This window comes from Streptomyces buecherae (assembly GCF_014295035.1).
Classification (GTDB): Bacteria; Actinomycetota; Actinomycetes; order Streptomycetales; family Streptomycetaceae; genus Streptomyces; species Streptomyces youssoufiensis.
In genome coordinates this window covers 5,122,047-5,145,575 of sequence record NZ_CP060404.1, presented here as the reverse complement: position 1 = coordinate 5,145,575, position 23,529 = coordinate 5,122,047, and the positions used below count along the sequence as shown (strand labels likewise).

Here is a 23,529-nt window from a genome sequence, read left to right as displayed (position 1 = left end):
CGCCGTTCCGACGTCGTGCCGTCGTGCCGTCGTGCTGTCGTGCCGTCGTGCCGTCGTGGGAGGAGCCTCGCGGCATATCACGACACCCTCTGTCACGTATCGGATTACAGTGCCGCGCATGCGTGCTGACCGGCTGGTTTCCCTGGTGCTCCTGCTGCGCCAGCGCGGTCGGCTGACCGCGGACACGCTCGCCCGCGAGCTGGAGGTGTCCACCCGTACCGTGCTGCGCGACATCGAGGCGCTGTCCGCCGCCGGCGTGCCGGTCTACGCCGAGCGCGGCCGGCACGGCGGCTTCGCGCTGCTGCCCGGATTCCGAACCGAGCTGACCGGGCTCAACCACGACGAGGCGCTGGCCCTGTTGACCGCCGGGTCGGCCCGTGGGGAGCGGGCGTTCGGCCTCGGCGCGGCGCTGGCCTCGGCCATGCGGAAGGTGGTCGACGCGCTGCCCGAGGACCACCGGGCGGGCGCGAGCGACGCCGCTCGGCGGCTGCTCGTCGACCCGGAGACCGACCTGCTCGCCCGGCGGTCGGCCACCGACCAGGTGCCCGCCGCCGCGCTGGCCGAGGTCCGGCGCGCGGTGCTGGCCGGGCGCAAGCTGCGCATCCACTATGCGGCCACGGACCAGCCACCCCGGTGGCGCACGGTGGACCCGATCGGCCTGGTCACCGTGCGCGACCGGGGCTACCTGCTGGCCACCCGGGCCGGCGCCGACCGCACGTACCGGCTCTCCCGGATCGCGGCGGCCGAGGAACTCGCCGAACCGGCGGAGCGGCCGGAGACGGTCGACCTGGACCGGATCTGGCGGGAGCGCTCCGCGCGGTTCCGCTTCGCCGGGGACCACCACGTCACCGCGCTGGTACGGGTGCGCCCGGCGCGACGGGAGGAGTTGGTGGACACGGCGCTGGCCGTGCGCGCCATGGAGCCCGACGCGGACGGCTGGGCGCGCCTTGAGGTCACCTTCCAGGACGCGCGGCACGCCGAATGGGCGCTGTGGGAGCTGGGCGCGGACGGGGAGGCCGTCGCCCCCCGGTCGTTGCGCGCCTCGCTACACCAGCGCGCCGCCGCGCTGGCCAGCCGCTACGACGACGCCCCCTGAGCCCGCCACGCCCTCGCGCCTGCCCCCGCCCCTCCCCTGGCCGTCAGGCGGCGCCCGGCGCGCCGTCGAACCAGCGGGAGCGGGCCAACTCCTCGGTACGGGTCGGGTCTTCGAGGAGGGCGGCGACCTCGAAGCGGCGCTCCCACTGGCCGGCGGCCCAGCACAGGCCAGCCGCCACGCCCTCGACCGTGGCCGCGTGCAGCGTGCCGTCCACGTACCGCCAGTCCAGCTCCACCTGGCGCGTGCCCGAGCCGTCCGCGGCCCGCAGCTCGACCAGCAACTCCTCGTGCTCCACGTACGACAGCGGAGCGCCAGGCAGCAGTTCGCGGACCGCGTCGGCGACCTCGTGCGGCTCGCCGTGCGAGAGGACCGGGGCCGGGTACGCCTCGCTCAGCCGGCGCACCTGGAGCAGTTCCGCCAGGTCGGCGGCGCGGGCCGGCGGGACCGGCAGCAGGGGCCGCGCCTCGGCCATGGCGAGCGGCATCAGGTCCGGCGCGTCGGCGACCAGCGCGTCCGCCGCGTCCACCACCTCCACGGCGTACTCGGCGGCGTGCTCGGCCGCGTAGTCGGCGGCGTGCTCAGTCGCGTACTCGCCCTGCCCGTACGTCACCGCGCGCAGTTCGTCCGGGAGGGTGACCTCCTCCGGGGCGAGCTGGCCCAGCGCCCCGTACAGGCCGCGGAGTTGGGCCGGGGCGACCTCGCTGTCCTCGTCGGCGAGCCGGGCCAGCAGTTCGGCGGCTCCGCCCGGCTCGTCGAGCAGGGCCCGCACCGTGGTGCGCACCCCGAGCGCGCGCAGCACCTGGGCGTCGACGTCGGCGGTGTCGGCCGCCTCGTACAGGCCCGCGAGCAGCGGATCGCCGCCGGCGGCCCGCAGCCCGGCCGGGCGCCGGCCGTCGAGCACCGGGTGGCCGCGCAGCCACCACGCCGTGTACGGGCGCACCGTCTCGGTGGTCCCGCCGGGCAGCAGTACCCGCACCGGGGTGGTGAGCGCGTCGCGCAGCGGCGGCTGGGAGAGCATGGCGAGGGCGAGCGGCCAGGCGTCGTCGTCCACCAGGTCCAGGTCGCGCACGGCCACGATCTCGGTGGCCACCGGGGGCACCGGCGTCGGCTCCAGGCCGTCGAGCAGGTCCTCGCACCACACGTCCACGGCGTCGAGCACGCCCACGTCGTCGGGCTCGGGGAAGTCGCTGTCCCGTGGTTCCAGCTCGTCCGGGTCGAGCACCACGTCGGTGGCCCGCACCAGTGTGAAGCCGGCGAGCACCCCCACGGCCGCGAGCGTCTCCTCGCCCCACCGCTCGACCAACTCCGGGTCACAGGTGGCCAGTTCACCCGGTCGGATGACGCGCTCGAAGTCGCTGCCGGGCACCACCAGGTCGCCGGCGAGCGCCGGTTCGCCGTCCTCGTCGGGCAGCGCGAGGGCGGCCAGCCACGGCTCGTCGCCGGGGGCCAGCCGGGCGTCGCGCACCAGCGCGAGCACCGTGTCGGCCAGCGCCTCGCCGTCCAGCGGGCCGCCCGGCGCGTCCTCGTCCAGGAACGGGTCGAAGTCGTCGTCGGCCGCGTCCAGCGAACCGGCGACCGCGGCCCGCACCTGCGGCGTGGTCAGCACGGCGCGCGGCGTGGCCGGGGTCGCGCCCAGCTTCTCCAGGAGCGGGTGGACGGCGTCGGGGTGGGCCACCTTGAGGCCGAGCCTGGCCAGCGTGCGGTGCTGCCGGGCCGCGGCCTCCCCGGTGTGGGTGCCCGTGGCCGTGTCGGCGTCCGACGCGGGGCCCTGGCCGGCGCCGTCGGGCAGCGGCAGCAGCACCTGGCGGGGGCCGATCGTCGTACGGACCGCGCCGCTCGCCTCGCCCCGCCAACCGGCCCCACCGCCCAGCGGCGCGCCGGCCAGCGGCACCGGCAGGCCGCTGAGCAGCTCCGGGTCGGTGCCGGCCAGCGCGTCGTAGAGCCGCCGCCACCAGGCGGGCTGGCGCTCGGCGCCCGCGAGGCGCTCGATCATCTCGCCGAGCCGCACCCGGCCCACGTCGAGCGCGCGCAGCTCGGCCCGCCGCTCCAGGCCGGCCGGCAGCAGGTGCGGGAAGAGGTCGGCGAGCACCCGCACGGTCTCGGCGCCCGCCCCCTCCAGCACCTCCGCCTCCACCGGGCGCAGCACGCCCGGCACGTCGTGGGCCGCCGGCTCGGCGTACGGATCGGCGGGGTCGGCCACGGCCTTGGCGTCGGCTTCCGCCTCGGCGCCCTCGGTCGGCCCGTACGCGGTGGCCGCGCTCGGCAGGAACGCGACCCGGGGCAGCCGGTCGAGGACCAGTCGGCGCAGCGTCCCGTCGAGTTCGCCCTTGCCGAGCGGCTCGGGCACCAGGTCGAGCGTGCCGACCGTCACCGGGTGCCAGTCGCCGAGCAGCGTGGCGTACGCGTCGGCGGCGCGGGCCAGCAGGAAGTCGGTGAGCGGCCCGGGCGCGACCCGGCGCCGGGTGGGCTCCAGCGGGAAGGAGGCGATGAGCAGCGCGGGCAGCCCGAGCGGCTCGTCGGTGGGGGTCGGCGCGTGCACGACCGGGGCGGCGCCGCCGCGCGCGGCCCGCCCAGCGCCCAGGGCGCCGCCGTTCACCGGGCCCACGCCGAGGTCGGGCAGGGCGGGCCCGCCGCCGATGCGCACCGGCGCGCCCTCGGCGTCCACCGGCACCGCCCAGGTCACCGACCACACGGGGCGCAGCCGCTCCTCGACCGGGCGGTCGGCGAGCAGGTCGGGGGTGAGCGGGCCGCCGTCGCGGGCGACGCGCCAACGGGTGGCGCCGCTCTCGTGCGCGCTGTCCTCGATGACCACGTACGGGCCGTCCTGGCGGCGCCGCAGCGTGCGGACTCCCTCCGGGGTCTCCACGACGACCTCGGCGAGGCCGGGGAGGGTGAGCAGCAGCGAGGCGTCGACCGCGTCGAGCAGGCGGCGGGCCAGGTCCTCGGCGGCGCCGTCGCGCAGCGGCAGCACCACGACCGTGTCGTAGCCCTCGGGCGCGCGGCCCTCGGCGGGCAGCGGCAGCCGCAGCAGCGGCACGTGGCCCTCGCGCCGGCGCAGCTCGTCCGCCAGGTCCGGGCTCGCGTCGGCCGCCTGCCGGGCCAGTTCCCGCGCCTCGGCCAGCGACCAGCGGACGCCGCCCGTACGGCTCACGATGGCGGGCTCGTCGCTGACCGCGAGGACCGCGGCGAAGCCGACGCCGAACCGGCCGACGGCCAACCCGGCCTCCGGACCGCCGGCACCGGCCGGCGCCTCGTCGCGCTTAGCGGAGGCGCGGAGCGTGGACAGCGACTCGGCGCCGGCGGCGTCGAGCGGGACGCCGTTGTTGGCGGCGGCCAGCACCGCCAGGCCGGTGCCGTCACCGCCCGCGCGCAGCCCGCCTGTCTGGTCGGGCTGGTCGCTCTCGTGCAGGGTCAGCCGGAGCCGCCCGGGCACCTGGGCGCGGGCCGCGGCGTCGGCGGCGTTCTGGGCGAGTTCGATGATGAGGCGGTCGCGGTAGCCGCCGAGTGCGAGGTCCTCCTCGGCGTTGGCGTCCTCGCGGAAGCGGGCGGGCGAGGCGGCCCACGCGTCCAGGACGCCGCGCCGCAGCCGCCCGGTACCGAACGGGTCCGCGTCCCCCGTCGCGCCGCGCACCATCGCCGTGCTGCTGCTCACCTGTCGTCTCCCCTGTGCCGGTCCGTCGGCCCTCCGCACGCGCGGTGCGTACGGCATGCCGGCGGTGAACGTCTGCGGTGAACGTACCGCCATCCCGCCGTACTCCCCGACTCCCCCCGTCCACCGGGCGAACCCCGCAGGTGGCGACGGAGTGGCGGCGGACAGCGGCGGCCGGGGTGGGGTGGGGTCGCCCATGCCGAGGGGAGGCTCGCCGCGCGCGGGGTGGGCGCGGCTCGGTGCCGGGCTGGGCCCGGTGTACGCCTGGGTCGCCGCCCCTGGACGGGGGCGGACTCAGACGGGAACGGGCGGGGTGGCGGAGGGGCCAGGAGGGGCGGAAGGGGCCGGGGCCCGTCAGGAGTGGCCGAGTTCCTCGGCCGGGCCGTCGGGCTCCACGGAGCCGCCGGTGCGGTCGGGGCGCAGGGTCAGCGGGTCGACCACCGTCTCGTCGATGACGGGCGGGGCCGGGCGCGGGGGCTTGGGCATGACGGCGGCCTCGGAGTGGCCGCCACAGCCGTAGCTGAGGGAGACCACGCGGCCGTCCGCCGGGCTGAACTCGTTGGCGCACACCCCGAACGCCTGCCGCAGCGATCCCGTCAGCGGCACCAGGAACCCGCAGGTCATGCAGGAGGCCGGGGCCGCCTGCGCCATCGGGGTCTTCGCCCCGTACGCCTCGTCCCAGCGGTCGGCCGCCACGTGCAGCCCGTACCGCGAGAGCACTCGGGCGCGCCCGAGGCCCAGCTCCTGGGCCACGCCCGCGATCGTGCCGATCACGGGCAGTTCGGAGCCGTCGGCGGCGGTGGCCGGGGCGCCGGCCACGGGCGCCGGCTGGGTCGCCGGGGAACCGGGCGTGACGTCGGCGTCCTCGGTGTCCGCGAGCTGGGCGAGTTCGCCGGAGAGCGGAGCGCGAAGCCCGGCGCCGGCGGCGCCCTCGGTGCCCGCGCCGTCCGCGCCCTCGGCGACCGCGCGCACGGGCGAGCCCTCATCGGCCAGGACGGAGTTGGGCGGTGGTGCGTCCTCGCCGGTGAAGCCCGGCTCCAGGCGCAGGTCGTCCGCCTCGGTCGGGAGCAGGTCGCCGGGGCCCATGTCGCCCGGGCGCAGCCGCTCGCTCCAGGGCACCCACTCCGGCGCCAGCAGCGCCTCGGGCCCGGGCAGCAGCACCGTCTCGTCGAGCGTGACGGCCTTGGCGCGGGAGGCCCGGGCGACGGTCACCGCCCAGCGCCAGCCCCGGTAACCGGGTTCCGCGCACTCGAAGAAGTGGGTGACCACGCGGTCCCCGTCGGCCGCGAGGGCGACGTGTTCGCCGACGGGGCCCGGGAACGCCGCCTCCTCGGCCGCCGCACGGGCAAGATCGACCGCCTCGGCGCACAAGCGGTCCGGGGTACGGCTTCGCATCGCAGCACTCACAAGAATCGATTCTCTCCTACGCCGTCTCACGAGCGCGCCGGCCAAGCAGCCGGGACAGCGGACGGAGCGGACCTGTGGACCGCGTCGACGTCCGCGCCCGAACGGCCTCGGGCGCACCAGTTACGTCCCATTCTGCGGGATGCTGACCCGGTGCGTGGCCAAGAACGACCGCCAGTGGCGCGTAAGGCACGCTACCTTGTCGGACCGCACCACCCCCACCCCGCCTCGTCCCCACGGGGTGCGCGCGCCGCCCCGGGCCCCCGCCGACCGCCCCCTCGCGCCGCCCCGACGCCCGGCGCGAGGTGGCCTGACCGGTACGGCTTACCCGTCGCTCCCCCGCCGTCCGGCCGCCACCCGACCGCCGCCCGACACGGGGAACTCGCCCGCGGCCGGGCCCGGGAAAGGGGGCGGCGGCGACCCGGATGTGGGGGAAACGCGACGGAGAAGCGGCGGAAAGTCGCGTACCTCGTCCTGATGGGGTAGACGATGGCGTGGTGAGAGGCACGAAGTTCGCCGCGGGCGGCGCGATCGGAAGGTCGCGGCGCTCGTTCGGCCAGACGCTACGGCGCCCGTTCGCGAGCACGGCTCGCGGCGTGCGGCGGGCGACGCATGCCCACGGAGCGGGCGAGTCCGGCCTCGGGAAGCTGATCGAGTTGCACGCGGTGAACTCCGCGGGCGACATGATGATCACCGTCGCGCTCGCCTCGACCGTGTTCTTCTCCGTACCGACCGACGAGGCGCGCGGCCGGGTCGCCCTCTACCTCGCCATCACGCTGGCGCCGTTCGCGCTCCTCGCCCCCGTCATCGGCCCGCTGCTCGACCGCATTCCGCACGGCCGCCGCGCGGCGATGGCCAGCGCGATGCTGACCCGCGCGTTGCTCGCGCTGACGATGGCCGACGTGGTCAGCGGCGGCGGGCTTGAGCTGTACCCGGCGGCGCTCGGCGTCCTGGTCGCCTCCAAGGCGTACGGAGTGGTGCGCTCCGCGGTCGTGCCCCGGCTGCTGCCGCCACGCTTCTCGCTGGTCAAGGCGAACTCGCGGGTGACGCTCGGCGGGCTGCTCGCCACCGGTCTCGCGGCACCCATCGGCGCGGGGCTGCACCAGATCGGGCCGGCGTGGCCGCTCTACGGGGCGTGCGCGGTCTTCACGATGGGCACGATCCTGTGCTTCACGTTGCCGCACAAGGTGGATTCGGCCAAGGGCGAGGCGCGGGCCCACGTCATCGCCCACCCGCCGCACCTGCGCTCCCACGACCACGACCACGGCCCCACTCGTGCCCCGCACCACGCCGCCCGGCCCGGCCAGCCGCGCGGCTCGATCGCCGCCGAGGCCACCGAACCCGCCGGCGCCACGGCCACGGCGGTGGTGGAGCCGACACCGGACACGTCCCCGGCGGGGGCGCCGGAGGGCACGCCAGCGGGAGCGTCACCGACGCCGACGGCCACGGCGACGGCGACGGAGGACCAGCCGACGAAAGCGGACGCCGAGCCCGCCACCACCCCTGCCACGGCCGGCACCGCCGACGCCGGGCCCGACGCCGACGCGGCCACCGAGAAGACGGGCGCGACGGAAGCCGGAACCGGGGGCGAGGCCGGGCCCGGGGCCGGGCCGGCAGCCGTGACCGCCGCCGCGAGCACGAGCACGACGGCGGGCGCGAGCACGACGCCCGGCACGAGCACGACCGGTACGAGCACGGCCATCGCCGAGGGCGGCGCCGCCGTCGAGCAGGACCCATCCGCCGCGCGGGAGGACGCGGCGCGGGAGGAGGCGGCGCAGGAGGACGCAGCGCGGGAGGAGTCGGCAGAGCGAGCGGCCGGGGCGCGGGAGGTCGTGCCGTACGCCGGCGGCGGAGCGCACGCGGACTGGGACGAGGAGCCGATCAAGCGGCCGGGGCTGCGCAACGTGGGCTCGTCCGTCCTGCACGCGTGGCCGGCCAACGCCACCATGCGCACCCTCTCCGGTTTCCTGACCCTCTTCCTCGCCTTCATGCTGCGCGAGCACCCGCTGAGCGGGCTCAGCCCCGAACTGTCGCTGGGCATCGTGGCCGTCTCGGCGGGCGCGGGCAACGCGCTCGGCACCGCGATCGGGGCCGGGCTGCGCGCCCGCGGCCCGGAGCTGATCATCGTCGCCGTGCTGACCACCTCGCTGGCCACGGCCATCACGGCGGCCGTCCTCTACAGCCAGGTGGCCGTCGCCGCGCTGGCCGCCGTCGCGGGCCTCTCGCAGGCGCTGGGCAAGCTGTCGCTGGACGCGCTGATCCAGCGCGACGTGCCGGAGAACGTCCGTACCTCCGCGTTCGCCCGCTCCGAGACCGCGCTGCAGATGTCGTGGGTGGTCGGCGGCGCGATCGGCATCGCGCTGCCGCTCAACGGCGTCCTCGGCATGTCGACGGCCGTCTGCTTCCTCGCGCTCGGCTGGCTCGGCACCGTGCGTGGGCTGCTCGCTTCGGCCAGGCGCGGCACGCCGCACCCGCGCGTGGCTTGATCCGCGCGGCCCGATAGCCTGCCAGCATGACCACTGCCACGCGGCGGAGCCGCACTTCGATGTCGTCCTGGCGCAAGGGCCGCCGCGTCGCCGCCGCCGTTGGTGCCGTGTCCATCGGGCTGATCACCCTGGCCGCCTGTGACAAGCCGACCCCCCTCGCGACCGTGACCGTCGGCACCAGCTCGGTGAACTCCGAGGCCACCGACGGCTGCTACGGCGACGGCAAGGTGCTCAACGAGAAGAAGACCAAGGACTGCCTCTCCAAGAAGGGCGGCAAGTCGATCAAGGTCGCGCCCGGCGAGAAGGTGCGCATCGGCGTGGACCCGGAGATCGGCGAGTCCGGCTGGGTGATGGTGTCGAGCAACCCGCTCATGAAGGAACCGAGCAAGGACAACTACCGCAGCTTCGACGGCGACACCCTCTTCGAGCAGAAGGACCCGCAGACGGGTCAGACGGTGGGCATGCGTGACAAGGTCACCATCGCCATCGTGGAGCTGAAGGGCAACGACGGCCCGAAGGCCATGTGGCACTTCAACCTGGAGCGCGAGGACTAGGCAGCCCCGCCGGGCGCCACCCGCCCCGCGGGTCCAGCCGTCCCCGCCCGCCCGGGCCGGCGGCCGTCCCCGCGACGCCCACCGCCCCGGGCGCCGGAGGCACCACCCCGCGCCACCCGGTCCACCCGCAGTACCCGCACCACCCGCACCACCTCAGCCACACACACCGCACTGCACCGAGTGCCGGCCCAGCTCGCCGGCGGGCCGCACCGCCGCCCGCCGTGCGGGCGCGCGGGACGCATGGAGCGCGGTGCACGACGAAGGGGCGTGAGTCCATGCGCGCGCTGATCGTTACCGCGGTCCCGGCCGAACGCGACGCGGTGGTCCGGGGCATCCGGGATGCCGGCGCCTTCGAGGGCGTGGAACGCGCCCTGCCCGGTGCCCCCGGGTACGCGCGGCACCGGCTGGCGCTGCCGGTCACCGGCGCGAGCGACGCCCTGACGCTGGAGGCGCTGGACGCCGACGTGCTGGCGGCCGGCGTCGGCCCGGCCGCGTCGGCCGCCGCCACCGGCAGCGCCCTGGCCACCGCGACGGCCGACGGCCTCCCGTACGACCTGGTCATCTCCGCCGGCATCGGCGGCGGCTTCGGCGTGGCCCCGGCCATACCGCCGGCCGGTACGGGATCGGCTGGCGCGGGCTCGGCCGGTACGGGATCGGCTGGTATGGGATCGGCTGGCGCGGGCTCGGCTGGTACGGGATCGGTCGGCGCGGGCCAGGCGGCGGCCCGGCCGGGCGGGGTGGCGCTCGCGGCCGTGGTGGTGGCCGACGCGATCGTGGCCGCCGACCTGGGGGCCGAGACGCCCGACGGCTTCGCCGCCGTCACCGACCTCGGCTTCGGCACCATCCGGCACCTGCCGCCCGCGCACCTGGTGCGGGCGGTGGCCGAGGCCACCGGGGGCGTGCGCGGGAGCGTGCTCACCGTGTCGACGGTCACCGGCAGCGCCGAACGCGCCGCCGAGCTGATGGCCCGCCACCCGGGCGCCCTGGCCGAGGCGATGGAGGGTTTCGGCGTGGCGGAGGCGGCCACCGCGTACGGGGTGCCGGTGCTGGAGATCCGTACCGTCTCCAACGCGGTGGGCCCGCGCGACCGGGCCGCCTGGCGGATCGACGCCGCGCTGGCGGCCCTCACCGCCGCCTTCGACGCGCTCGCGCGGGCGCTGCCGCGGGCCATGGCGGAAAACGGCGCGCCGACCGACCCAGCAGGAACAGCGCGGGGCTCGTCAGCGCTGCACGAGGCGGCCTCCGAGGCGGCGGCGGGCGACGGGCCGACCTAGGACCCAGGCCGGCCCCGGGCCCCGCGAAGGCACCCCGCTCCCCCGCCGTAGGAGCCACCGCAAGACCACCCCCGTGCGAGGAGGACCCCGTGATGACCGAAAGCGCCGAACTCTCCGACCCGGCACCCGGCGCCGGCGGGAGCGACGACCGCCCGCTGCGCATCGCCTATTCGCCGTGTCCGAACGACACGTTCGTCTTCGACGCCTGGGCCCACGGCCGCGTCCCGGGGGCGCCCGCGCTCGACGTGACCTTCGCCGACATCGACGTCACCAACGGCATGGCCGAGCGCGGCGAGTTGGACGTGCTGAAGGTGTCGTACGCGGTGCTGCCCTGGGTCCTCGACGAGTACGCGCTGCTGCCCTGCGGCGGGGCGCTCGGCCGCGGCTGCGGGCCGCTGGTGCTCACCTCGGGCCCGGCGGACGCCGCCGACCTGGCGGGCCGCACGGTCGCGGTGCCCAGCGAGCGGTCGACGGCGTACCTGCTGTTCCGGCTGTGGGCCGCGACCGAGGTGCCGGGCGGCGTGGGCGAGGTGAAGGTGCTGCCGTTCCACGAGATCATGCCGGCCGTGCGGGCCGGCACGGTGGACGCGGGCCTGGTCATCCACGAGGCGCGCTTCACCTACCAGGATTACGGGCTGCATCGCCTGGCCGACATGGGCGAGCACTGGGAGGCCACCACCGGGCTGCCCATCCCGCTCGGCGCGATCATCGCCCGGCGCGCGCTGGGCGCCAAGCGGCTGCGCGAGCTGGCGGACGCGGCGCGCGCCTCGGTGCGGATGGCCTGGGACGACCCGCTGGCCTCGCGCCCGTACGTCCTCGAACACGCGCAGGAGATGGACCCGGCCGTGGCCGACCAGCACATCGGCCTGTACGTCAACGAGTTCACGGCCGACCTCGGCGAGGACGGCTACGCCGCCGTGCGCGGCCTGCTCACCCGCGCCGCGGCCGAGGGCCTGGTGCCCGCGCTGGCCCCGGGCGCGCTCGACTTCGCCTGAGCGCCCACGTTCGGCTGAGCCGCGCCGGCTCCTCCCGTACGCCGACGACCCCGCCCCTCCCGAACGCGAGGGGGCGGGGCCGTCGACGTGGGCGCGGGCCGTCGGCGCGGGCCGTGGGCGCGGGCACGGGCCGTGGGCGCGGCCTCAGTGGACGGTGAAGGGGCGGCTGGCGCCGGTGAAGGGGCTGATCCCGCCGGTCAGCGCGCGGGCGTCGCCGTGGTGGACGAGGCGGTACGTGCCCGGCTCGGCCTCGCGCGGGATGTCCCAGGTCAGGGTGGCCGTGGAGACCGCCAGATAGGCGCGCTGCCAGCGGTAGGTGGTGGACCAGTCGTCGTCCGTGGCCACCGTGCGCCAGCCGCCCGGCGCGCCCGGATCGCGGCGCTGCACCTCCAGGAAGGTGGAGCCGGTGCGCAGGTCGTTGTTGGGGTGGCCGGTGAAGAAGGTGGCGCTGGCGCGCTCGCCGCGCCGGTAGCCGTCCGCCGCCGGCTGGTCGCGTACGTCCCCGAACTCCCGCCCCGCGGGCGGCGCGTCGAGCACCGGACCGGGGTTCAGGCTCGGTTGGTGGTCGCCGCGCCAGGCCGGCCGGGTCTGGCTCGGCGTCGGCTCGCCGGCCCGCAGCGCCTGGGCGAGGCGCGCGAACTCCTGCTGGTAGGCGGGGAGGGTGTAGCGGCCGAAGTGCGTCGAGGCCCCTTCGTAGTGCTGGGCGTCGTACTCCTGCGGCGTGGTGACGTACTGGCTGTACGCGTTGGAGTAGCCGGCGAACACGGTGTGCCGTGAAGAGTCGCCGAGTTCGGCGGCGACCGTGTCGGTGACCCGGTGGCCGGCCGCGATGGTGAACTCGGCCGGGGCCGCGGTGAGGGTGAGCTGCCCGATGCGCACGATCTGCACCGGCAGGACCTGCGGCGTCCAGGCCGGCCGCTGCGCGCCGGTGGCCAGGAAGACCGGCTTCGGCGCCTGGCAGCGGCGCAGCCCGGGCGGCGCCGGGTTGAGCACCGCGCCGAGGCCGACCACCAACGGGTTGGCCCTCAACTCTCCCTCGTCCACCAGGTCCGGCCCCGGGCCGTCCTCGGCGCCGGCGGTGAACGCCTGCCCGAGCGCGGCCTGGCACGTGCGGTGCGGCTGGCCATCGGGGGTGTAGCGGCCGGCCACGTCCACGGCGGAGAAGTCGACGTAGCGCTGCCGGTGGTCGATGGGGCCGCGCAGCTCCTCCGTGGCGCCGTTGAAGAGTTCGAGCGCCTTGGCGGCCTGCCGCTCCCCGATGATCCGGGTGTTCTCGAACTCGTCGTCGGTGGGGCCGTGGGCACCGCCGTCGCGCAGGTTGGGTGACATGTCGCCGGCGTTGGTCTGCGCGAACGCGGCGACGAACCGGCCACGGTCGGCCGCGGTCACACCGAAGGCGTCGTGCTCGACCCGGTAGCTGGCGTACCCCTTGTTGTCGGCGCTGATCAGCGTGTTCTTCGGGGTCATGGAAGTGGCGTGGGTGGGGAACCAGCTCAGCATGCCCACCGGCCGGCCCGCCCGCTCGAAGCGGAGCACGGTCATCCGGGTGTCCACCTCGCCCGGGAAGCGGGCCCGCTCGGCGGCGGGGTTGCGGCGGAAGGCCGCCGCCGACCGGTTGACGTTCGCACCCTTCAACTCGCCGGTGGCGATCTTCACGGTGCCGGGGGCTCGGTCGGCGTCGGCGGCGACGACGGCCGCCACGATGCCGGAGACGATCGCCTCGTACGTCTTCTTCTGGTGCCCGAGCGTGGTGAGGTTGTAGAGCACGTCGTGCCCGTGGCCGCCGGGGCCGGCGTGGGTGTGGGTGGCCGAGAGGACGACGTTGCTCTCGGTATAGCGCTGGCCCAGGCGCTCGGCGAGCCGGCGCAGCACCTCCTGGTGCACGCCCTGCATGATCATTCCGACGTCGGCGCTGACGAACGCCGTGCGCCCGCCGCCCGGTTGCTCCATCACGAAGGCGCGCGCCCACTGCCGGGTGTGGATGCCCGAGGTCCGCTGGTCGAGCCGGGCGTACCCCATCATGCCGACCTCGGCGGCCTCCCCGGTGACGTCGGCGATGCCCACCCCGACCCGGTAGCCGCCGCCCTCGGCGGCGGCTCCGCCGGCGGCGGCCGGAGCCGGGTCGGCCGCCGCCGGGCCCGGCGCGGCGAGGCCGGCGGCCAACACCGCGGCGAGCAACGCGCCGAGCGCGGCCCGCGCGGCGGCGCGGCGCGCGGGGGCGGGACGGCCGGCGGCGCGCGGTGGGGCCGCCGCGCGGCGCCGGAGCCCGCGTCCACGGTGGGGCGTACGGATGGTCAGGGGGGCGCGCCCGAAAGGACCGCGCGACGGACACAACGTGCGTAACGACATACGCGGTGCCTGACTGTGAGGGGTGGGGCGGCCCCGGTACGGCCTCCGGGAGGATGCGCCCGGGCCGGCGCTTGCGGCTCAGAATGGGACCGTACTTACTCCCGGGTCAATACGCCGACCACGTAAACCGAAAAGGTACTCAGCTTTCACGCCACCGCTGGGCCCCCGCCCGCACCCCGTTCGGCGGGAGCGGAACCCTCGCTTCCCGAGCCCGTTTCGCCTTCCCGCGCGCCCGGTAGCGCGACGGCGGTCGAGGAAGCCGGGTCGGCCTGGCGCGCCGGGGGCGGCGCGACGGGCGGGGCCGCGAGGGCCGAGGCGGCCTGGTCGGCGGGGGTCGCGGCTGCTGGGGTTGCGGTTGCGGGGGCCGGGCCTGCTAGGGCTGAGGCAGCCGGGGCAGCCGGGGCGGCCTGGTCGGCCGGGGGCGCTGGCCGCGCGGCCGGCGCGCCGTACTCCCGTGGCCCGCCGCGCTCGAAGATCCCCTGCACGACGCGCCGGGCCTCGGCCAGCACGGCCGGGTCACCCTGTTCGGGGTCGCACTCGAAGGCGAGCTTGACCAGCGCGTCGCCGGCGGCGACGGCCGTCAGCAGCGCGGTGCGCAGCCGGTCGTCCACCACGACCCCGAACCGCGTGCCGATCAGCTCGGCCAGCCGGTCCGCCACCACCTCGTCGTTGCGCCGCCCCTCGGCCAACAACCGGTCGTCGGCCACGTCCCCGAAGAGCACCATCCGAAAGCCGACGTCGGCCCGCGACATCCGCACGTACTCGTCGAAGCCGGCCGTCGCCGCCTCCGACCAGTGCGTGAACCCGGCCCGCGCGAGCAACTGGTCGAGCCGGCCGAGGAAGGCGTCCAGGTTTCGGGCGGACGCGGCCCGGAAGACCGCTCTGCGGTCGGTGAAGAAGCCGTACAGCGTGGCCAGGCCGACGCCGGCGGCCTCGGCGATGCGGGTGGTGGTGGCCGCCGCGTACCCCTCGCGCACCACCAGCCCCACCGCAGCGTCCATGATGCGGTCCACCTTCTCGCGGCTGCGCCGCTGCCGGGGCTCGCGGCGCAGCGCGCTCGGGGAGACCACGGGGTCGGGCGTCGAGCGGGCCGGGGCGGCTCGCGTGGGCTCCGCTGGCTGAGCGTTCATCCACCCATCTAACCGAAGCGGGGGCTGCCTGGCGATGACACGGAAAGGCGGAAACGAGAAGGGATGTCCCCATAGCGTGGCCGCCCCGGCGCACCAGCCGGCGCACGCCACCGGCGCGTCCTCCCCACCCGGCCCGCGCACCGGCGTACGCGATTCGCCCGGCACCGTCCGCACCACGCCCCGGTGCGCGACGGCGTACGACGCGTGCGACGGCTGCGTCGGCGTACGAGGGGGCGGGGCGGGGCGGGCCGACCTGTCGGGGGGCGGACGCGGGGCGCGGCGCGCCGGGTCGCGCGCGGTGGCGTGCGGCGCACGGCGCGCCCTCCGGCCGAGCCCGGCGCGTCACCGCACGGCCCGGCCCTCGCGGCCCGGGGCCACACGGCGCGGGCCCGGCGGGTCGATGGAGGCCGCCGGGCCCGGGAGAGGGTCGGTGCCTGCCGGCCCCCGGATGCGCTGTCCGCTGCTCCGCTACACGTCGAGCTGGTCCGCCACCGCGCGCAGCATGCCCGCGATCTTGGCGCCTTGGGCCTTGTCGGGGTAGCGGCCCCGTTCGAGCTGCTGGGTGACGTTCTCCAGAAGCGTCGTCAGGTCCTGGACGATCGAGGCCAGCTCGTCGGGCTTGCGCCGCTGGGCCGCCGCGACCGACGGGGTCGGGTCCAGCAGAGTCACCGAAAGCGCCTGGTCACCGCGGTTCCCCGCGACGACCCCGAACTCCACGCGCTGGCCTGGCTTGAGCGCCTCGACGCCTTCGGGGAGCACCGACGAGTGGACGAAGACGTCATCGCCGTCGTCGCGGGAGAGAAAGCCGAAGCCCTTCTCGCTGTTGAACCATTTGACCTTGCCGGTAGGCACGTCTGTCCTCGTCCTCGTAACTCGTCGGGAAACAACGGAAAACAGCTCTGGATAGCACTACAGCGGGTCGCAAGACCCGCCGGCACCAAGGCTAATGGTCCGGAGCCTGGTGACAAGACGTACCCGGGTCGTTCCTGCTCGGTAATGACCGACAGGAGTCTCCCTGTTGCAGGTAGGGGACCTACCCTGGTCGCGTGAGTAATGAAACTTCCCGTACTGGGGATCTCCTGGTCCGCATCGGCGCGATCGTCTTCCTGGTCGGCGCGGTGGGCACGCTGGTCACGGTGGCCCCGCTGCTGCTCGGGCTCGACCGGCTGCCCACGCCCGCGTACTTCGTGTCCATGCTGATGGGCGTCGGCTTCGTGATCGCCGGGGCCGGCCTGCTGACGTCGATCGCCGCGCAGCGCCGCCAGGCCAGGTCCGCCGCGTAACCCTCCGAGCGCTGCCGCACCGGGCCCGGCCCACCGGACCCAGCCCGCCGGGCCCGGTCCTCGGAGCCCGTTCCCCGACACGCGGCCTTCGGCTCCCCGCACGCCGGTGCGCCCGCGCGCCCGCCCCGGCGTGCGCGTACGGGGTGGGCGCGCTGGCGCGGTGGGCGCGTCGGAACGGCCCGTGGGTCAGGCCAGCTCGCTCACGTACGAGCGCCACCAGGCGGGGAACTCCGTGAGGTCCGCGAGGACGACGTCGGCCCCGGCCGCGCGCAGCTCCTCCGCGTCGCACGGGCCGGTCGCCACCGCCACCGCGAGCGCCCCCGCGGTGCGGGCGCCGCGCACGTCCCCGACGTGGTCGCCGACGTACACGCTGGCCCCGTACTCGCGCAGCGCCTCCGCCTTGGCCTCGGCCCACAGCCAGCCGACGACGGCGTCGGGCTCGATCCCGAGGTGGGCCAGGTGCAGCTTGGCGTTGGGCTCGTGCTTGGCCGTGACGACGATCGCCCGGCCACGGACGGCCCCCACCCGCCCGGCGTCGACGCCCGCGCCCTCGCCGCCGACGCCCGCCTCGTCGGCCTCCGGTCCCGTCCCGTACCCCCGCACCGCGGCGATGGCCTCGCGGGCGCCCGGCAGTGCCGGGGTGGGGGCGATGGCGTGGGTGGGATACAGCGCGCGGTAGCGATCACCGACTGGCTGGATCTGGTCGTCGGGGAACCAGTGCGCCAGCTCCTGTTCGAGCGGCGGGCCGAGCCGGGTGATGGCGAGGTCCGCGTCGATGAAGGTGCCGGTCTCTGCCGCGAGTGCCTGGTATGCGGCCTTGATGCCGGGTCGGGAGTCGATCAGGGTCATGTCGAGGTCGAAGCCGACCGTCAGGAAGGGCGGCGCGTCGCCGGTGCCCGGCCGCGGATCGGCCCGGCGCGGGGCCGGCTGGGGGTGCTGTGACGGCTGCGGGGGCTGGTGCGGATGCGAAGACATGGTCGATATTCTGCCGCGCCCCGCCCCTTACACTTAGCCTGACCTAACCACCTGCTCAAGATCCACTCATCCCACCGCGCGCGATGTGAAGGGCACGATGTCAGCCGTCCCGACCAGCAGCGCCAGGGCCTCCCTGGTCAGCCGCCGCATCGGCTGGACGGCGCTCGCCGTGTTGGCCCTGCTGCTCGCCATGCTGCTCAGTCTCGCGATCGGCAGCCGCCAGATCGCGCCATCCGCGGTCTTCGACGCGCTGCTGCACGGCGGCGGCAGCGACGCGGCCGAGGTGGTCCGCTCGATGCGCCTGCCGCGCACGGTGGTGGGGGTGATGGTGGGGGCCGCGTTGGCCATGGCGGGCACGGTGATGCAGGGCATCACCCGCAACCCCATCGCCGACCCCGGCATCCTCGGCATCAGCCAGGGCGCGTCGGTGGCGGTGGTGCTCGCCATCGCGTACGCCTCGGTGCACACGCTGACCGGATACGTGTGGTTCGCCTTCGCCGGCGCGGGGGTCGCGGCCGTGCTCGTGTACGCCATCGCCGCGCGCGGGCGCGGCGGCGCGACCCCGGTGAAGCTGGCGCTCGCGGGCGCCGCCATCAACGCGCTGCTGGTCTCGGTGACCATGGCGGTGCTCACCACGAAGGCCGCGGCGCTGGACGAGTTCCGCTTCTGGCAGGTCGGCTCGCTCTCCGGCCGGGACGCCGAAGTGGCCGCCCAGATATGGCCGTTCCTGCTGGTGGGCGTGGTGCTGGTGGCCTCGGTCGCGCGCGGGCTCGACGCCCTGGCGCTCGGCGAGGACGTCGCCAGGGGGCTCGGCCAGAACGTCGCCACCGTACGGATCGTCGGCGGCCTCGGCGCGGCGGTGCTCACCGGGGTGGGCGTCGCGGCGGCGGGCCCGATCGCGTTCGTGGGCCTGGCCGTGCCGCACATCGCCCGCGCCGTCGTCGGCACCGACCACCGCTGGGTGCTGCCGATGGCCGCCCTCATCGGCCCCGTCATGCTGCTGGTTTCGGACACCGTCGGCCGGATCGTCTTCCCGCCGAGCGAGGTGCCGGCCGGCGTGATGACCTCCCTGATCGGCGTGCCGTTCCTGGTGGCGCTCGTACGTCGAAAGGCGGTGGCCGCGTGACCGGCACCCCGAGCGCGGCCCACACCGCGCCTGACCTCCACATGTCGCCCACCACGCACCGGACAGGGCCGGAGACGAGCGGCCCGCGCGGCACCGGCGATCGCGAGGCGCGCCGATGAGCGCCGTCGAGACCGGCCCGGCGGGCGGCGGCCGTACGGTGGCCGCAGGCGCGCGCCCGGGCGCGCGGCCGGCCGGGTACGCGCTGGTGCGCGCCGGTCGCGGGGCCTTCCTGCTGCACCGGCGGGCCACCGTCGTCGCCGGCGTGCTGGCCGTGCTGCTGGCCGCCGTCGGCGTGCTGTACCTCTCGGTCGGCGAGAGCTTCGTACCGCCCGGCGAGGTGGTGCGGGTGCTCGCGGGCCAGCCCTCGCCCGACCGGCTCGTCGTGGAGACCCTGCGGCTGCCGCGGATGACGCTCGGCCTGCTGGTCGGCGCGGCCTTCGGAGTGGCCGGCGCGCTGATCCAGACCGTCGCCCGCAACCCGCTGGCCAGCCCCGACATCATCGGCGTCACGCAGGGCGCGAGCGCGCTGACGGTGGGCGCGATGACGTACGGCGTCACCTCGTACGCCGTCCTCCCCTACCTCTCCATCGCCGGCGGCATCGCCGCCGCCGCGCTCGTCTACGTCTTCGCCTGGCGCGGCGGGCTGCACGCGGCGCGCTTCGTGCTCATCGGCATCGGCTTCGCGATCGCCCTGCGCTCGATCACGCAGCTCTTCCTGACCAAGGGTGACTATCTGGTCGCCCAGCAGGCCCAGGTCTGGATGACCGGCTCGCTCAACGGGCGCGGCTGGGACGAGGCCAACCCGCTGACGCTGGCCCTGCTCGTGCTGCTGCCGTGCGTGATGTGGGCCGCGCGGGCGCAGCGCGCGGTGGCGCTGGACGACGACACGGCCACCGCGCTCGGCGTGCGGCTCGGCCGGATACGGCTCGGGCTCGTGCTGCTCGGCGTGGTGCTCGCGGCGCTGGCGACCGGGGCCGCGGGACCGGTGGACTTCGTCGCGCTGCTGGCCCCGCAGATCGCCCGCCGGATGACCCGCACCGCGCAGATCCCGCTGCTGTGCTCGGCCCTGATGGGCGCGTTCATCGTGGTCACGGCCGACCTGCTGGCCCGGAAGCTGTTCGCGCCGACGGAGCTGCCGGTGGGCGTGCTGACCGCGGCCATCGGCGCCCCGTACCTGATCTGGCTGATCATCCGCAGCCGCACCGGAGGCAAGGCATGACGAAACCCGCACCCGCGAACGCCGCCGCCTCGGCCGCAGACGCCGGGAGGACCGGGGACGCCGCCCCGAGCAAGAGGGCCGAGACGAGCGAGGGGGCCGGGCGGCCGGAGAGCCGGCTCGCCGCGCGCGGGCTGACCCTGGCCTACGACGACCGGGTGGTCGTGGAGGGCCTCGACCTGGCCGTCCCGCAGGGCGCGGTCACCGTCATCGTCGGGCCCAACGCGTGCGGCAAGTCCACGCTGCTGCGCGCGCTCGGCCGGTTGCTGAAGCCGCGGCACGGCGCCGTCCTGCTCGACGGCACCGAACTCGACCGCATCCCGACGAAGAAGATCGCCCAGTCCGTCGGCCTGCTGCCGCAGACGCCGGTGGCGCCCGAGGCGATCACCGTCGCGGACCTGGTCTCGCGGGGCCGCCAGCCGCATCAGAGCTGGTGGCGCCAGTGGTCGGAGACGGACGAGCGGGCTGTTACGGACGCGATGGCCCGCACGGACGTCTCGGCCCTCGCCGACCGGCCGGTGGACGAGTTGTCCGGCGGCCAGCGGCAGCGGGTGTGGATCGCCATGGCGCTGGCCCAGGAGACGGACCTGCTGCTGCTCGACGAGCCGACGACCTACCTCGACATCGCGCACCAGGTGGAGGTGTTGGACCTGGTCCGGCAGCTCAACCACGAGCGGGGCCGCACGGTCGTGGCGGTGCTGCACGACCTCAACCAGGCCGCGCGGTACGCGGACCACCTGGTGGCGATGAAGGCCGGCAAGATCGTCGCGCAGGGCAGCCCCGCCGAGACGGTCACCGCCGACCTGGTACGCGAGGTCTTCGGGCTCGACTCGGTCGTCGTCCCGGACCCGGTCACCGGCAGCCCGCTCGTCGTCCCCGGCACCCCCTGGCGCCCCACCGACCCGGCGCGGGACGCCCCCGCTTCGGCATGAGCCCACCGCACGGCTCGGCACTCCGCCCCGTAGTCCCACGGGCCGACTCCTAGTCCCGCAGGCCCGTAGTCCCGTGGCTGTACGTCACGCGGCCACGCTCCCTCCCCCGTCCCCGCTCTTCCCTCTCCCACCCCCGCTCTCGTCCCCTCCCGTACGACCCTCCGTACGGACGGCAGAAAGGTCAGACCATGACCCACCTCCCCTACCGCCGCACCCTCGGCGTCGCCTCGCTCGCGCTGGTCACGACCGTGGGCCTGACCGCGTGTAGCGCGGACTCCGACGACTCGTCGGACGGCAAGAAGCGCACGGTCAAGACGGCCATGGGTGACGTGAAGGTGCCGGAGTCGCCGAAGCGCGTCGTGGTGCTGGACACCGCCGAACTGGACTCCGCGATCACGCTGGGCGTCAAGCCGGTCGGCGCCGTGCGGGCCGACGTGGCCTCGGGCTTCCTCAACTACCTGCCGAAGGAGAAGGTCGAGGGCATCAAGGACGTCGGCACCATCGCCGCGCCGAACCTGGAGACCATCGCCAGCCTCAAGCCGGACCTGATCCTCACCAACAAGGACCGCGACGCCACCCGTTACAAGGAACTCAGCGCCATCGCGCCCACGGTGATGACGGAGACCACCGGCTACCCGTGGAAGGAGAACTTCCAGGTACACGCCGCCGCGCTCGGCAAGACCGCCGAGGCCAAGAAGGTCACCTCGGACTACACCGCCCACGCCGGCCGCGTCACCGACGCCATCGGCGGCCCGGCCAAGGCCAAGCAGACCGAGGTCAACGTCGTCCGCTTCATCGAGGGCGCCGACATCCGGATCTACGGCAAGAAGAACTACATCGCCACCATCCTCGCCGACGCCGGCCTCGGCCGCCCCGCCATCACCGACAAGGCCAAGGACGGCTTCTCGTACGACGTGAGCCCCGAGCAGATCGACAAGGCGGACGCGGACGTCATCTTCACCTCCACCTACGGCGACCCGAAGAAGGCCGGCGAGACGAAGGCGACCGCCAGCGGCCTGTGGAAGAAGATGGGCGCCGTCAAGAACGGCAAGGTCCACACGGTGGACGACCAGCTCTGGATCCAGGGCATCGGCTACACCGCCGCCAACAAGATCCTCGACGAGATGCAGGGTCACCTGACGAAGAAGTGACCTGAGTCCGACCTGCCCCGCCCCGCACTCAGCGGTACCGCCCGGCGCGCGTGCGCCGGGCGGCGCGGCTCGGGGCGCGTACGCCGGGCGGAGCGGGGTGCCGCTCGTTCCCGTACGACTCGGCTCGTACGACTCAGCCCGTACGAATCAGCCCCTACGACTCAGCTCGTAGCTTCCACTCTTACGGTGGCGCTACGCGCGGTGGAACGCGGCACCGAGGGACTACGACCGTGGTGCTACGCGCGGGGTGGGGCTCAGCCGCTGCGCTTCCGCTGCACGCGCCACACCAGGTACAGCGCCGACCCGAACGCGGCGGCGCGGATGACCGCGGGGGCCGTGTCGGCGAGGGCGTCGCCCATGCCGTCCTCCGGGATGGCCGCGCCCCAACGCTCCTCGAACCGCCCCCACAGCCACACCATGCCGCCGAACACCGCGAGGCTGGGCACGCCGATGGTGGCGAAGTTGGTCTCGCCACGGGTGAGGCCGCGCGTGTTGTACGCGAGGACCCAGCCGAGGCCCAGCGCGATCCAACTGCCGAACGCGCCGCCCGCGACCAGCAGGAGCGCGGCCACCACCGCCAACCAGGCGATGGACCCACCGCCGCCCCCGGCGCCACCGCCACCGCCGCCCTCGCCGCCGCGCCGCCGCAACACCCGCCGCAGCAGCCCGCGACGCTTCCCGCCACCCTCGCCACCCGGCGCGCCGTCCACGAGCTTCCCCGAGGTGATGTCGGGGACCGCACCATCCGGAAGCTTCTCGACCGGCTTGGCCCCGGGGCCCGTTTCCCCCGGCGGCTTGAGCAGGTCAGGCAGGTCGATGCCGCCGACGAACCCGTCCACGTAGCCGGGCCCCGGCCCCTGCGGCGCGAACACGCCGCCGTCGAACGGGCTGACCTCCAGCGGCCCCGGCTCGCTGAGCCACCAGTCGGGGTTCGACTCACGCGGCCCGAGTTCGTCCTCGCCGGCGAGGTGCGGCGGCGAAGCCGCGCCCGGCGGCCGGAACCGTGGCCGGGGCGGGTACGCGGGGGCCGGCGCGCCGAAGCCCTCCGCGTCCTCCCCTCCCTCCGCCGCCTCTGCCGTCTCCGCTTCCCCCGCCGCCTCTTTCCGCATCCGCGGCCCGGCCGGCCGCTCGGCCGCCGGCTGTGGCTGCGGCTGTGCCGGTACGTCCGGGGTGGCGGGGCGTACGGTGCGGCGGGCCGACCGGTCGTCGCCCCGCCGCTGGGACGGGGCCCTGCCGGTGAACCCACTGGTCAGATTGGCCGTGAAGGCGCTGAGGTCGGTCAGTTGGGACAGCTTCTCGCGGGCCGCGCGGGTGGCCTGGTCGGCGGCCGAGAAGATCCCCGTACGGTCGGCCCCGCCGTCCCCCGCCGTGGCCCCGCCACCGGCCGGCCGGCCCGCGCCGGCGTCCTGCTGACGCGCGGCGGAGTTCGGCCCCGGCTCGATGTGCGAGGGCTCGATCGGCGCGGGCGTCCCGGGAGGCCGACCCCCCGCCGCGACCACCACCTCGGCCGGCGTCCCGATCTTCGCGAGCAGTTTCTTCACCGCGGCGGGGTTGTCCCCACCCGCCATGGCGGCCCGCCGCCGATCGATGTCGGCCCGCAACTCGGAGACCAGCCGCACCCGATCGCCCGAGAGCAGCCCTTGCTGCTGGGCGAGGTCGCCGACCTTGCCCAGATAGTCATAAACGAGCTGATCGCTCTCGATCCCCACCAAAACCCCTGCGAATCCGGAACGTTGGCGCCCTGAACTGTTCCGACGTTACCGTTTCGACCGCGTTGGGGGGCACAAGCGCCACGGGTGGGTTGTTCCGGGTGGGAGTGGGCTGCATGTGGGTGGTGTGCGGGGCTGTGACGGCGGGCTGTTACCCGGGTGTGGTGCGGGTCGGGCGGCGGCTGGTGACGCCGACCCGG

The 23,529-nt window shown here is 75.6% G+C and carries 17 protein-coding genes; 10 read left to right on the top strand and 7 right to left on the bottom strand.

Features of this window, described 5'->3' with window-relative positions; translation table 11 throughout:
• Window positions 1-118 precede the first annotated feature (118 nt).
• The gene (locus H7H31_RS20210) at window positions 119-1,096 is read left to right on the top strand and encodes a helix-turn-helix transcriptional regulator (RefSeq protein ID WP_187060514.1); all 978 of its coding nucleotides are present in this window, start codon (window positions 119-121) and stop codon (window positions 1,094-1,096) included.
• 43 nt (window positions 1,097-1,139) lie between these two features.
• Here the strand turns inward: H7H31_RS20210 and H7H31_RS20205 are convergent, their stop codons facing one another.
• Window positions 1,140-4,730 carry a sacsin N-terminal ATP-binding-like domain-containing protein gene (locus H7H31_RS20205; RefSeq protein WP_187060028.1) on the bottom strand — a complete coding sequence of 1,197 codons (3,591 nt, stop codon included), beginning with the start codon at window positions 4,728-4,730 and terminating at the stop codon, window positions 1,140-1,142.
• 369 nt (window positions 4,731-5,099) lie between these two features.
• Entirely contained in the window at window positions 5,100-6,140 is a 1,041-nt protein-coding gene (locus H7H31_RS20200; protein ID WP_187060108.1) for a DUF3027 domain-containing protein, read from the bottom strand.
• Window positions 6,141-6,679: 539 nt separating this feature from the next.
• On the opposite strand from H7H31_RS20200, the gene H7H31_RS20195 reads away from it, so the two are divergent.
• The 4 genes from H7H31_RS20195 to H7H31_RS20180 all read left to right on the top strand — a co-directional run bounded on the left by H7H31_RS20195 (window position 6,680) and on the right by H7H31_RS20180 (window position 11,458).
• Complete coding sequence (locus tag H7H31_RS20195) at window positions 6,680-8,635, top strand: MFS transporter (protein WP_372456057.1); 1,956 nt, start codon at window positions 6,680-6,682, stop codon at window positions 8,633-8,635.
• 26 nt (window positions 8,636-8,661) lie between these two features.
• Window positions 8,662-9,189 carry a hypothetical protein gene (locus H7H31_RS20190; protein WP_232109975.1) on the top strand — a complete coding sequence of 176 codons (528 nt, stop codon included), beginning with the start codon at window positions 8,662-8,664 and terminating at the stop codon, window positions 9,187-9,189.
• Window positions 9,190-9,464: 275 nt separating this feature from the next.
• Window positions 9,465-10,463 carry a futalosine hydrolase gene (gene mqnB / locus H7H31_RS20185; protein WP_187059567.1) on the top strand — a complete coding sequence of 333 codons (999 nt, stop codon included), beginning with the start codon at window positions 9,465-9,467 and terminating at the stop codon, window positions 10,461-10,463.
• Between the two features lie 92 nt (window positions 10,464-10,555).
• Window positions 10,556-11,458 (top strand): 1,4-dihydroxy-6-naphthoate synthase, encoded by a 903-nt coding sequence (locus H7H31_RS20180; protein ID WP_187060592.1) that lies wholly within the window; start codon window positions 10,556-10,558, stop codon window positions 11,456-11,458.
• A gap of 144 nt (window positions 11,459-11,602) precedes the next feature.
• On the opposite strand, the gene H7H31_RS20175 is transcribed toward H7H31_RS20180, so the two are convergent.
• The 3 genes from H7H31_RS20175 to H7H31_RS34630 form a co-directional block, all read right to left on the bottom strand.
• Window positions 11,603-13,636 (bottom strand): neutral/alkaline ceramidase, encoded by a 2,034-nt coding sequence (locus tag H7H31_RS20175; protein WP_232109974.1) that lies wholly within the window; start codon window positions 13,634-13,636, stop codon window positions 11,603-11,605.
• A gap of 317 nt (window positions 13,637-13,953) precedes the next feature.
• Entirely contained in the window at window positions 13,954-14,937 is a 984-nt protein-coding gene (locus tag H7H31_RS20170) for a TetR/AcrR family transcriptional regulator (protein WP_187060590.1), read from the bottom strand.
• Between the two features lie 468 nt (window positions 14,938-15,405).
• A complete protein-coding gene (locus H7H31_RS34630; RefSeq protein ID WP_187060589.1) occupies window positions 15,406-15,789 on the bottom strand; it encodes a cold-shock protein in 384 nt (127 codons plus the stop codon).
• A 194-nt stretch (window positions 15,790-15,983) separates the two neighbouring features.
• Between H7H31_RS34630 and H7H31_RS20160 the strand changes: the two genes are divergently transcribed.
• Entirely contained in the window at window positions 15,984-16,220 is a 237-nt protein-coding gene (locus H7H31_RS20160; protein WP_176162245.1) for a hypothetical protein, read from the top strand.
• A gap of 186 nt (window positions 16,221-16,406) precedes the next feature.
• Here the strand turns inward: H7H31_RS20160 and H7H31_RS20155 are convergent, their stop codons facing one another.
• Entirely contained in the window at window positions 16,407-17,204 is a 798-nt protein-coding gene (locus tag H7H31_RS20155; protein ID WP_372456058.1) for an HAD family hydrolase, read from the bottom strand.
• 88 nt (window positions 17,205-17,292) lie between these two features.
• Here H7H31_RS20155 and H7H31_RS20150 point away from each other — a divergent pair, with 88 nt between their 5' ends.
• From H7H31_RS20150 to H7H31_RS20135, 4 genes are all read left to right on the top strand, one after another.
• Window positions 17,293-18,321, top strand: coding sequence for a FecCD family ABC transporter permease (locus tag H7H31_RS20150; protein ID WP_187060025.1), 1,029 nt, complete (start codon window positions 17,293-17,295; stop codon window positions 18,319-18,321).
• Between the two features lie 115 nt (window positions 18,322-18,436).
• Complete coding sequence (locus H7H31_RS20145) at window positions 18,437-19,540, top strand: FecCD family ABC transporter permease (RefSeq protein ID WP_187060024.1); 1,104 nt, start codon at window positions 18,437-18,439, stop codon at window positions 19,538-19,540.
• A complete protein-coding gene (locus tag H7H31_RS20140) occupies window positions 19,537-20,469 on the top strand; it encodes an ABC transporter ATP-binding protein (RefSeq protein WP_187060023.1) in 933 nt (310 codons plus the stop codon). Before H7H31_RS20145 ends, H7H31_RS20140 begins: the two co-directional genes overlap by 4 nt.
• Before the next feature lie 188 nt (window positions 20,470-20,657).
• The gene (locus tag H7H31_RS20135) at window positions 20,658-21,620 is read left to right on the top strand and encodes an ABC transporter substrate-binding protein (protein ID WP_187059633.1); all 963 of its coding nucleotides are present in this window, start codon (window positions 20,658-20,660) and stop codon (window positions 21,618-21,620) included.
• Between the two features lie 254 nt (window positions 21,621-21,874).
• On the opposite strand, the gene H7H31_RS20130 is transcribed toward H7H31_RS20135, so the two are convergent.
• Window positions 21,875-23,329 (bottom strand): hypothetical protein, encoded by a 1,455-nt coding sequence (locus tag H7H31_RS20130; RefSeq protein WP_187117990.1) that lies wholly within the window; start codon window positions 23,327-23,329, stop codon window positions 21,875-21,877.
• Window positions 23,330-23,529 lie beyond the last annotated feature (200 nt).